This is a genomic window from Streptomyces sp. MJM8645, from assembly GCF_001625365.1.
In the GTDB taxonomy this organism is placed as follows: domain Bacteria; phylum Actinomycetota; class Actinomycetes; order Streptomycetales; family Streptomycetaceae; genus Kitasatospora.
On record NZ_LJJF01000002.1, the window covers coordinates 1,060,261 to 1,071,699 of the forward strand.

General features: G+C 73.6%; 8 protein-coding genes and 1 riboswitch. Of the genes, 5 read left to right on the plus strand and 3 right to left on the minus strand.

Annotation, left to right across the window (positions count from 1 at the left end):
• The first annotated feature begins 72 nt into the window (after positions 1–72).
• A riboswitch (M-box (ykoK) riboswitch) is annotated at positions 73–250 on the plus strand.
• 417 nt (positions 251–667) lie between these two features.
• On the minus strand, positions 668–2,149 hold the full coding sequence (locus A6F73_RS35085) for a lanthionine synthetase C family protein (protein ID WP_159398703.1): 1,482 nt from the start codon (positions 2,147–2,149) through the stop codon (positions 668–670).
• Positions 2,150–2,309: 160 nt separating this feature from the next.
• Here A6F73_RS35085 and A6F73_RS41965 point away from each other — a divergent pair, with 160 nt between their 5' ends.
• Positions 2,310–2,459, plus strand: a complete 150-nt coding sequence (locus A6F73_RS41965; protein ID WP_159398704.1) for a hypothetical protein — start codon at positions 2,310–2,312, stop codon at positions 2,457–2,459.
• A gap of 171 nt (positions 2,460–2,630) precedes the next feature.
• Positions 2,631–5,765, plus strand: a complete 3,135-nt coding sequence (locus A6F73_RS35090) for a lantibiotic dehydratase (protein ID WP_063352371.1) — start codon at positions 2,631–2,633, stop codon at positions 5,763–5,765.
• A gap of 84 nt (positions 5,766–5,849) precedes the next feature.
• Here A6F73_RS35090 and A6F73_RS35095 read toward each other — a convergent pair whose 3' ends face one another.
• Entirely contained in the window at positions 5,850–6,227 is a 378-nt protein-coding gene (locus A6F73_RS35095; protein WP_063352372.1) for a helix-turn-helix domain-containing protein, read from the minus strand.
• A gap of 140 nt (positions 6,228–6,367) precedes the next feature.
• Here A6F73_RS35095 and A6F73_RS35100 point away from each other — a divergent pair, with 140 nt between their 5' ends.
• The gene (locus tag A6F73_RS35100; RefSeq protein WP_063352373.1) at positions 6,368–7,351 is read left to right on the plus strand and encodes an NADP-dependent oxidoreductase; all 984 of its coding nucleotides are present in this window, start codon (positions 6,368–6,370) and stop codon (positions 7,349–7,351) included.
• Between the two features lie 70 nt (positions 7,352–7,421).
• On the opposite strand, the gene A6F73_RS35105 is transcribed toward A6F73_RS35100, so the two are convergent.
• A complete protein-coding gene (locus A6F73_RS35105; RefSeq protein ID WP_063352374.1) occupies positions 7,422–8,516 on the minus strand; it encodes a polyprenyl synthetase family protein in 1,095 nt (364 codons plus the stop codon).
• A gap of 444 nt (positions 8,517–8,960) precedes the next feature.
• On the opposite strand from A6F73_RS35105, the gene A6F73_RS35110 reads away from it, so the two are divergent.
• The gene (locus tag A6F73_RS35110; RefSeq protein WP_079136625.1) at positions 8,961–10,031 is read left to right on the plus strand and encodes a serine hydrolase domain-containing protein; all 1,071 of its coding nucleotides are present in this window, start codon (positions 8,961–8,963) and stop codon (positions 10,029–10,031) included.
• Positions 10,032–10,189: 158 nt separating this feature from the next.
• Complete coding sequence (locus A6F73_RS35115) at positions 10,190–11,353, plus strand: serine hydrolase domain-containing protein (RefSeq protein ID WP_063352376.1); 1,164 nt, start codon at positions 10,190–10,192, stop codon at positions 11,351–11,353.
• The last annotated feature ends 86 nt before the right edge of the window (positions 11,354–11,439 follow it).

Here is an 11,439-nt window from a genome sequence, read left to right on the forward strand (position 1 = left end):
CGGTCCGGGCGGTTCTGACGGGGGGTCGGAGCGGCTTGACACCCTGGTCGGGGGGCGCGTCTACTTGTCGACGCGACTCCTCGTTCGGTGAGGCGTCTGCACGGATACAGGCCACTGATCCGACGACGTCGAGAGACGCCCAGGGTCAGGACAGGTCTCCTCGGCTTAAGGGGTGACCCGAAGTGGCTTCCCGCCCGCTCGGGTGGGGATACGCCGTGCAGTGCCGAAGCTCTTACGTGAGGGGTGTCGCCACCCGGCAGCAGGGGTCCGACGAGGGCCCGGCGCTGCCCTGTCCGCGCGCAACCGAGGGAGGTGGGCGATGAAACCCGGTCATAGTACGTGTCACCGCCGCACTCCCCTCACCATCGTGCACGTCTGAGACTCCGGCCCGACGTGCGCCAACTGCCCTGATCCGGGCGGCAGTCCGTGCTGCCCGGGGTCGGGGTGGTTCGCCACTCGCCCGCACCGCCCGTACCGCCCGCGCCGGTTGACCGGCGCACCGGCGGCAGCATCTCACGTGCCCCGAAGAACGAGACACCCTCCGATGATCCTGACCGGTTCCGCCTGCACGCAGCTCGGGCAGGCGCCCCGACACCCGCTCCGAACGGGCGGGCCGGGCGGCCCGCCGACGGCAGACCGCACCGACCCGCCCGCACCGGGGCGGCCGCTACGCGAGCAGCAGCGCGGCGTCCCACGGCAGGGCGCCGGCCTCCTCGGCACCGCCCGCCAGGTGGTCGACCAGGGCGAGCGCGACGCCGGCCGCTCCTTCCAGGAACCCTGCCCGGTCGCGCGCCCAGGTCGGCCGCTCCCCGCCGGGTGTGACCGTGCCAGGTGTGACCGTGCCAGGTGTGACCGTGCCAGGTGTGACCGTGCCAGGTGTGACCGCGCCGGGTGTGACCGCGCCGGGCGGGGGCGGGCAGGGGAAGGCGAACGCGGCCTCGGGGTCGTAGTGGGCGATGACCTCCTCGGCCAGCGGTCCGAGCCGGGCCAGCAGTCGCGCGTCACCGCTGTCCCGGGCCACCCGGGCGGTGACTTGGAGCAGACCCGCGGCGCCGTGGCAGAGCATGGCGTCGTGCAGGCCCCGCCGCTCGCGCGGCCGGTCCAGCACGGCGTGGAGCGCACGGACCGCCGCAGCCTCCCAGTCGGGCTCGTCGAACGCCTGCCCGGCCAGTTGCAGGGAGCGGGCGACGCCCGGCGTTCCGTAGCACCAGGCGGCCCTGGCCCGGGGGGCGTCGACTCCGCCGGGCCGGTCCCCACCGGGCCGGTGTTCGTGCCCGGGGGTGAGGGAGGCCGGCCAGTCGGGGCCGCCAGCGCCCTCGTCGTCGTGGCGGCGGTGTGCCAGCAGCCACTGGGCCATCCGGTGCGCGGCCTCGGCCATCCCCGGCACCACGACTCCCTCGCGGCGGGCGAGCGCCAGCAGGGCCAGCGGCCCCGGAACGCCGTGCGCCAGGCCCAGGTTGAGGTGACCGTCGGGGAACCGCGCATCCGCTCCGGGCGAGGGCGGCCCCGGCACGCACCAGCCGGGCACCGTGCGGCCACCGATCCGCAGCGGCCGGCTCAGCTCGACCAGATACTCCAACACCGCGACCAACAGCGGCCGTTGGCCGTCACCGCAGGCCAGCAGATAGCGGCCGAGCCCGGTCAGACCGCCGATGACGTCGTACGCGGCCATGGCCGGCCCCCGCTCCCCCGTGGCCAGCCGGGCCCGCTCCAGCGTCAGCAGCGCGTGGACCCGCTCCGCCACCCGGCGGTCCAGGGCCGCGAGCAGCCCGGCGTAGTCCCCCGGGCCGGCGACCGCCGTACGGACCGCGAAGGCCAGCGCGGGCGCGCCCTGGTAGAGGCTGTCCGCCGCGCTCCCCCCGCCCAGCAGGGAAACCGCCGAAGACAGCTGGGCGTGCGTCACCGGACGCCAGGACCGGTCCTGCCGTGCCAGCCGGGCGAACAGCAGCGCGATGCCCGGGTAGCCGTCGCCGAGCGACGCCGCTGACCACGGGCTCACCCCGAGGTACGGATCGGCGTTCCCCGGGGCCGCCATGACTCCGGGCGCCCGGTCGGGATCGCGCAGCAGCCGCGCGACCGACTCCACCGCCTCCTCCGCCGTCCGCTCGACGGCGCCTTTCCCCCGGTTTTCCATCATGGAATTCTCCATGCCATGTCCTTCTTTCGGATCGTGGTTTCGGCATGCCCGAAGACACCTTGCCACAAATCTCGGAAGATTCCCCACGGGGCTTCGGTTGACGGAAATCGAAAAGCCTCGTAGCGTCATTCACGAGCCGGACGGACCGGCTGATTCCGAAAGGGAGAAAATCATGCAGAACATTGTTTTCGCCGACGCCGAGCTTCAGTTCGACACCTTCGACCTGGACCTGAAGGAGACCGTCAGCCAGGGCGACGAGGCCGCTGCCGTGCAGCACCCGTCGCTGGGCACCTGCTTCTGCAGCCACGGCTTCCACTGCTGAGCCGTCGCCGCAGAGCGCCCCGGGCGGGCTTTCGGCCCGCCCGGGGCGGTATTCAGGACGGGAAATTCCCCAGGTTTTCCAGGGGTTTGAAAAAGGAGCTCTCGCATGCCCGCAACCGCACCTTTCCGAGGGGCTGGAACTCCATTGTTCCGCTGCGCGGACACCGCATTGTTGCGGGCTCCGGTACTTCCTCGGAACCGCATCGAGGAAACCTTCGCGGATTTTCCCGCCGCGGCGGCCGACGAGCCGGAACAGCTGTCCCGGCAGCTCGCCCGACTCGGTGCCGACCCCGAGCTGCGGGCCGCCGTCGCCCTGGCCAGCCCGTCGCTGGCACGTCTCGTGGACAAGGTGCGGGAGGGAGGCGCCGTCGAGCCGAAGCGCCTACGCAAGGCCGTGCTCTCGCTGAGCCGCTACCAGCTCCGGATGGCCGCGCGGCCCACACCCTTCGGGCTCTTCGCCGGCGTCGCCGCCGTCCGGGTGGCGACCTCCGCACCCACGACCGCAGTAGCCACGGCCGCCACGCCCGCACCCGAGCCCGGTGACGCGAGCGCACGGCTCGGCACCGCCCACCGTCCCGTCGCCCGGCCCGACATGGGCTGGCTGAGCGCGCTGCTCGCCGGCCTGGAGACCAGGCCCGACACCCTGGCGGCCCTGCGGGTCGTCGCCAACGAGCTCACCTTCGTCCGCGGCGACCGTCTCGTCCTGCCCTACGTGCCCGAGCGCCACGCCGCGGATCCCACGGCCGGCCGGACCGTCATCGAGGTCTCCATCCGCCACACCCCCGCCGTGCGCGCCGTACTGGAACTGACGGCGGAGCCCGTCCAGTTCACCGAGCTGGGCCGTCGGCTGTGCGAGCGGTTCCCCGGCACCCCGGAACACCGTGTGAACGGCCTGCTGGGGCAGCTGGTCGAGCGCGAGTTCCTGCTCACCGACCTGCGCCCGCCGACCACTGCCACCGACCCGCTGGCGCACGTCCTGGACCGCCTGCCCGCCGGCCCCGAGCGGGCGGAACTCGCCGCCGTCCATCGGGAACTGGGCGCGGCCCGGCCCGGCACCGACTACTCGTCCGTCCTGCGCCGGATGCGACGCCTGCACGAGACCGACCGCCGGCTCCAGGTGGATCTGGCCCTGGACGCCGACGTGACGCTGCCCGCCGAGGTGGCGGCCGAGGCCGAACGCGCCGCCGAGGCACTGTGGCGGGTCTCCCGCGCCCGCAGCGCGCCGCCCCACCTGGCCCAGTACCACGGCGAGTTCGTCGAACGCTACGGCACCGACCGGCTGGTCCCCCTCACCGAACTGCTCGACCCCGACCGCGGTCTCGGCGCGCCCGCCGGCTACCTGATGCCGCCCAGCGAGCGCGAGCAGCCCGCCAGGCCCGAGCCCTCGCCCGCGGACGCGCTGCGGATCGAGCTGGCCCAGGCCGCCGCCATGGCCGGTGCATCCGAGGTGGTCCTCGACGACGGCCTGCTCGCGCGCCTCAGCCCCGACACCGACCTGCCCCCGCCCGCCTCGCTGGAGCTCTACGCCCGGGTACTGGCCGGCTCCGCCGAGGCGTTGGCGCGCGGCCGGTTCCGACTCTGGCTGACCCCGGAGACCGGCGCGGACCACGCCGGTGCGACCATCGGCAGGTTCTCCCACCTGCTGCCGGACGCCGCGCAGCGGATCGCGGCAGCCTGCGCGGAAGCCGAGAGCGCGACTGACGACGGCACTGGCGACGACAGCATCGAGACCGCCCAACTCGTCCTGCGGGCCTCCCGGTCGCGGTCGGCCAACCTCAACCAGGTCCGCCGTCTGCTGGACCGGCAGATCGTGGTCGGCGCCTTCGCCGACCGCACGGCCCCCGGCACGGTGCCGCTGGACGACCTCGCTGTGGGAGCCGACCTCACCGGCCTCCAGCTGGTGCGGCTGAGCAGCGGCCGCCGGATCGTCCCGCTGGCCTGGAACATGCTCAACCCACAGGCCCAGGTCGGCAACGTGGGGCGCTTCCTGCGCGAGCTGCGCCTGTCGGGTGTCCGGCCCGGCTTCACCTGGGACTGGGGCCCGCTGGAGCAGGCGCCGTACACCCCGCGCGTGCGCTACGGACGCACCGTGCTCGCCCCGGCCCGCTGGCGGCCGTCCGCGCCGTTCTTCGCCGACACCTCCATGCCGGAGCGGGAGTGGCGGCTGGAGTTCGACCGCTGGCGGGAGCGCTGGAGCGTACCGGACCACGTGCTGCTCTGCGTCGCCGATCGCGGCCTGGAACTCGACCTCTCCGCCGGGCTGCACCTCCGACTGCTGCGCCAGGACGTCGCACGGTGGCCGGACGCCGTCCTGCGCGAGGCACCGACGGGCGAGGACGCGTACGGCTGGCTGTCGGGCCCGGCGGGCGCGCACACCGCGGAGGTGGTCTTCCCGCTGCTCGCCGACGCGCCGATCCCGCGCCCCCGTCCCCGTCCCCGACCCGCTGTGCGCCCGACGCCCGCGCTCCGCGTCCAGCCGCCCGGCGGCGAGTGGCTCTACGCCAAGGTCTACTGCTCGACGCGGCGTCAGAACGAACTGCTCGTCGGAGCGTTGCCCCGCCTGCTCGCCGCACTGCCCGCCGAGGTGGACCGCTGGTTCTTCCTGCGCTACCGCGACCCCGAACCGCACCTGAGGCTGCGCTTCCACGGCGACCCGACGGCGCTGAACCGGCAACTGCTGCCGAACTGCCACGACTGGTTCGCCGAACTGCGCCGCTCCGGACTGGCCTGGCGACTGGTGCTCGACACCTACGAGCCCGAGTGGGAGCGCTACGGGGGCCCGGCCGCGACCACCGCCGCCGAGGACGCTTTCGGCGCGGACAGCGCGGCCGTGCTCGCCCAGCTCGACGCACTGGAGGCGGGCCGGCTCGACCTGGACCCGAGGCTGCTGGGCGCCCTCAACATGCTCGACCTGGCCCGGCACGTCCACGGGGACACCGCCGAGGGCGCCGCGCGGGCGGAGGAGTGGCTGCTGACCACCTATCCCAGATCCGCCGTCCACACCCAGCTGCGCGACCTGCGGACGGCGGCCGTGCGGCTGAGCGACCCCGCCGACGACCGGGCGGCCCTGCGCGCCCTGCCCGGCGGCGGCGAGCTGCTGGCCGGCTGGCAGCGCCGGGCCGGTGCACTCGCCCGCTACGGCGAGGCGCTGCGCGCGGCCACCCCCCGGGGGTCGGAGCTGCCCGGCCTGGTGCACCTGCACCACAACCGGCTGCTCGGCATCGACCCGGAGGCCGAGGACCACGCCCGCGCCGTCGCCCGCGGCGCGATGGAGACCCAGCGGGGCCGCCGCCTGCGCCGGCCCTGAGTTCAGGCCCCCACCGCGAGCCCGCCGTCAGCGGCGTGCCGGCCGGCCCCTCCGCGGCGCGAGCCGGTCGTGGCCGATGCCGGGCTACCCCGCGACCGGCTCCGGGCGGAACGCCTGGTCGATGTTGTCCTCGACCCAGGAGCGAAGCGCGTTCAACGGCACCGCGGCACTCTGGCCGAGGCGGGTGAGGGAGTACTCGACGTGCAGGGGGACGACGGGGTACACGGTGCGGTCGAGGATGCCGAAGTCCTCCAGGCGGCGCAGGGTCTGGGTCAGCACCTTGGGGCTGACGCCCTGGAGGCGGCGCTGGAGTTCACCGAACCGCTGGGGACCGTCTTCGAGGGCGCCGATGGCGAGGGCGGCCCACTTGTTGGCGAGCAGGTCGAGCAGGATGCGGCAGGGGCACTGGGCGGCGTAGACGTCGTGCTGCGAGTGCTCGCCGCTGGGGCAGGTGGTCGTCATGCTCACTCTCCTCACCAGGACACTTCCCGATGGGAAGTACTAGCCCTTGAAGGTAACCATACCCGCGGGGATAGCGTCGCCGGCATCAAGGAACGGCCGCTGAACGGCCTTCCACACTCTGATGCTTCGGGAGATGACGCATGTCCGCAGACACGATGCGCGCGGTGGTCCAGGACACGTTCGGCGGGCCGGAGGCGCTGCGGGTCGCCGAGGTGACGCGCCCGGTGCCGCTGCCGACGGAGGTGCTGGTGCGGGTGCACGCGGCCGGGATCAACCCGGTGGACTGGAAGACCCGCGACGGCTCCGGCATGGCCGGCCTGCTGGGTGAGCCGCCGTTCACGCTCGGCTGGGACGTGTCCGGCGTGGTCGAGGAGGTCGGCTTCGGCGTGACCACGCTGAAGGCCGGTGACGAGGTGTACGGCATGCCGTGGTTCCCGCGCGCCGCGAACGCCTACGCCGAGTACGTGACCGCCCCGGCCCGGCAGTTCGCCCGCAAGCCGGCCACGCTCGACCACGTGCACGCCGCCGCCGTGCCGCTGGCGGCACTGACCGCCTGGCAGGCCGTCGTCGACACCGCCCAGGTGCGGGCCGGCCAGCGGGTGCTGGTCACCGCGGCCGCCGGCGGGGTGGGCCACTTCGCGGTCCAGTTCGCCCGCCACCTGGGCGCCCACGTGATCGCCACCGCCAGCGCCGCCCGCCACCCTTGGCTCAAGGAGCTCGGCGCCGACGAGGTGATCGACTACACCAGCACCCGCTTCGAGGACGCCACCGCCGGCATCGACGTCGTCATCGACCTGGTGGGCGACGCCCACGACCTGACCAGCACCCGCTCCCTGAAGGTCCTGCGTCCCGGCGGCCTGCTGGTCGCCATCCCGGCCGGCGTCTCCCCCGAGCTGGCCGCGGCCACCGAGGCGGCCGGCGTGCAGGTCACCCCGTTCCTGGTCGAGCCGGACGGCGCCGCGCTGACGACGATCGCCGCGCTGATCGACGCCGGCGAGGTCGCCGTCGAGGTGGAGCGGACCTTCCCGCTGGAGCAGGCCGGGGCCGCTCACGCCCGCGGCGAGGCGGGCCGCACCCGCGGCAAGCTCGTCCTCACCACCGAGGTCGGGCCCGGAGCCAACTGACCGCCGGTCAGGGACGGGTGGGATTCCCGGCTCGCCCACCTCACCTCATCCCACCCCGCCTCACCTCGCCTCACCGGACTCGCTCGACGCTCCACCTCGGCAGGTACTCGAAGAACGCGACGGCCTCCTCCCGCCACCTGGGGCGCCAGGCTGCGGCCTCCGTGGCGGCCGCGTGCGCGAAGCGCCGCATGTCCGCCCGCATCCGCTCCGGGACGCCGTGGCGGTGGGCGAGGTCGCGGATGGCGGCGATGGTCTCCTCGGTGCAGGCTCCGTCGCCGAGTGCGGACTCCACCATGGTCCGCTCGGAGTCGGTGGCCGCCGCCAGGACGGCGCGGACGGTGTAGTTGCGCCGCCCCTCCCGAATGTCCGTTCCGGTGGGCTTGCCCATCGTCCCCGCGTCGCCGAAGAGGTCCAGGTAGTCGTCGCGCAGCTGCCCGCAGATCCCCACCAGCCGGGCGTAGCGGCGCAGTTCCTCGTCGTGGCGGGCGGGCTGGACGCCTGCGGCGAGCAGTCCCAGCTGGAGTGGGGCGAGGACCGAGTAGCGGGCGGTCTTGTAATCGGCCACGTCGTGCAGCACCTCCTCGTCCGGGTCCGCGGTGAAGTCCCGCTCCAGGTCGATGATCTGGCCGACGAACGTGGCCGTTGCCGCCCGCGTCTGCACCTCGACCATGGCCTGTCGGACCGGGAGCGGGGCCCGGGAATCAAGAAGGACCTGGAGCGACAGCGCGAGTGCGAGGTCGCCGGCGAGGACGGCGAGCCCGAGCGCGGTCTGCGGCCGGTCGGGGAACCGCCCCCGGTAGGCGTAGTAGGTGGAGGGCCCGCCCCGGCGGGTGGGGCTGTCGTCGATGATGTCGTCGTGGACCAGCCCGTGGGTCTGGAGCAGTTCGATGCTCAGCGCGGCGTCGTCCAACCCCGCCACGGGCTCGGCAGTCACCAGCCGGGCGGCTTCGAAGAGCAGGGCCACCCTCATCCGCTTGCCGCCGCGCAGCGACAGGTCCCGCAGCAGGGCCAGGCAGTCCGGGGTGAACCGGCTGAACGACGGAGCGTCGAAGGCGGCAGCCAGGTCCTGGAAGTACTGCTCGGACAGCGCGCTGAACCGGCGCTCGTACCCGGCGAGACGGGCCCGGATCTGCTCGGCGAGGACGGCGGCGGCGGTATCGGTCACGAAGATGTCTTCCGTTCGGCCGGGTCTGCGCGCCCGCGCAGGCGCGGAGGTGCCTCGGATCCCGGCGGTGTCCGTCACCCATGCTGCCCCACCGGCCTCCCGGCCCAAGCACCCGGTAGGTGCCCTCCCGCGCCCACCGCAGCAGTACAACACGCCCCCGTTCGAAGAGCCGCTCCACCGGAAGGTCGACAAGAGCACCGCCGGGAGCACGGTCCTGGCTGGGGGCGGCTCCCGGAGCCAGCTCCCGGGTGCGGTTCGTCCTGGATACGGACGAACTCCCCTGCCCCTGAATGGTCCTCTTGATCAAGGCCGGGAATCACCGGCGCCATTCATCAGAGGGGTTCCTTCGTGAACGAGCATGCACCGCACAGCCGCCTCCCGCGCTCCCGCCGGGGCGGCCGGCACCGGGCGGTGGCGGTCGTGACCGCCGTGGCCGCCGGCGTGATGACGGTCGGAGCGCTGGCACCGACCGCGGCGTTCGCGGGCGGCAAGCCGGACAGCGTCCAACAGGGCCTGAACGCACTGGTCAAGGACGACGGCATGCCCGCCGCGCTGGCCTCCGTGAAGGGCCGTGACGGCCGCACCCGCACCTACACCGCGGGCGTCGGCGACATCGCCACCGGGGCCAAGCCCCCCGTCGACGGTCAGGTGCGGATCGGCAGCAACACCAAGCCCTTCACCGCCGTCGTCGTCCTCCAACTCGTCGCCGAGGGAAAGGTCGGCCTCGACGCGCCCGTCGAGACCTACCTGCCGGGGCTGCTGCGCGGCGACGGCATCGACGGACGCAACATCACCGTCCGCCAGTTGCTCCAGCACACCAGCGGCCTGCCCGAGTACGTGGACAAGGACTCCATCCTCACCAGCCCGAACCGGTACTACGAACCGCGCGAGCTCCTCGACGCGGCTCTGGCCCAGAAGGCCCACTTCGCCCCGGGCACGAGCTGGGAATACAGCAACACCAACTACCTGCTGGCCGGCCTGATCATCCAGAAGGTCACCGGGCGGCCGCTCGGCGAGGAGATCAACCGGCGCATCGTCGACCGCATCGGTCTGCGCCACACCTACTTCCCCACCCCCGGGGACACGGGCATCCGCGAGGCCCACCCCAAGGGCTACAACCGGGAAGCCGACGGCTCGCTCCGCGACTACACGGAGCTGGACCCGTCCTGGGGTTGGGCGGCAGGGGCCGTCGTCTCCACCAACACCGACCTCAACGCGTTCTTCACCGCGCTCCTCGGCGGCCGGCTCCTGCCCCCGGCGCAGCTCGCCCAGATGCGCACCACCGTCCCCGCCGACGAGGTGAGTCCCGGCGTCCGTTACGGGCTGGGACTGATGAGCCGTCCGCTGTCGTGCGGCGGCCAGTACTGGGGCCACGGCGGGACCATCCCGGGCTACAAGACCACCGGGGGCGTCACCGACGACGGCCGCGCCGCCAGCATCGCGGTGACCGCGATCCCGGGCGACCAGGCCGATCAGCACATCACGGCCACGGTGGACGCGGCCCTGTGCCGCTGACCCCGCAGGCCCTCCCCGGTCCGGCCTGAGCATTCGCAATCCGCAATCCGCACCGGCACCACCAACGGGTTTCCGCGCGCCACGGCACGCCTCGGCACGCCCCGGCGCGCGGAACCCGCACACCCCAGCAAATCCCCCTTCAGCAGAGGAGTTCCTCCGTGAACGAGCACACACAGCACAGCCCGGCCCGCCGAAACCGCCGCGGCAGGCACGCGGTGGCGGCCGTGGCCGCCGGCGTCGTGGCGGCCGGCGTGCTGGCACCGGCCGCGGCGTTCGCCAGCGCCAAGCCGGACAGCGTCCAGCAGAGCCTGAACGCACTGGTCAAGGACGACGGCCTGCCCGCCGCACTGGCCTCCGTCAGGGGCCGCGACGGCCGCACCCGCACCTACACCGCCGGCGTCGGCGACCTCGCCACCGGGGCCAAGGTCCCCGTCGACGGGCAGATACGCGCCGGCAGCAACACCAAGACCTTCACCGCCGTCGTCGTCCTCCAGCTCGTCGCCGAAGGGAAGATCGGCCTCGACGCGCCCGTCGAGACCTACCTGCCGGGGCTGCTGCGCGGCGACGGCATCGACGGACGCAACATCACCGTCCGCCAGCTGCTCCAGCACACCAGCGGCCTACCCGACTACATGGAAGCCCCCGCCCTCGCGGACTTCACCCCCATCCAGTACCGCTACTTCGAACCCCGCGACCTCCTCGACGGCGCCCTCGCCCAGAAGGCCAGCTTCCCTGCGGGTACCAGCTGGGAGTACAGCAACACCAACTACGTCGTTGCCGGACTCCTCGTCCAGAAGGTCACCGGACGGCCTGTCGGCGAGGAGATCACCAAACGCGTCATCGACCGCATCGGTCTGCGCCACACCTATTTCCCCACCCCCGGCGACACCACCATCCACGAGGCCCACCCCCACGGCTACTTCCGCAGCTCGCCGGACGCGGCCCCGGTCGACTACACCGACATGGACTCCTCGATGGCCTGGGCGACCGGGGCGATCGTCTCCACCAACACCGACCTCAACGCGTTCTTCACCGCGCTCCTCGGCGGTCGGCTCCTGCCCCCGGCGCAGCTCGCCGAGATGCGCACCACCGTCCCCGCCGAACTCCTGGGCCCGGGGATCCGCTACGGGCTGGGCCTGCAGAGCAGGCCGCTCTCCTGCGGCGGCCTGGCCTGGGGTCACGGCGGCACTTCCCCCGGCTACCGCACCCGCGGCGGCGTCACCGACGACGGCCGCGCCGCCACCATCACCGTCACCACCGTCCCGGGCGAGGCCGGCGCGCAGCACATGGCGGCCGCCCTGGACGCGGCCCTGTGCCGCTGACCGCTCCACCCCTCGGACCGGCTCCCGCGCGCGGGGGCCGGACACCGGACGGCCTCGCGGCTCCCGTGGGCGGGGGCCGGGAGGCC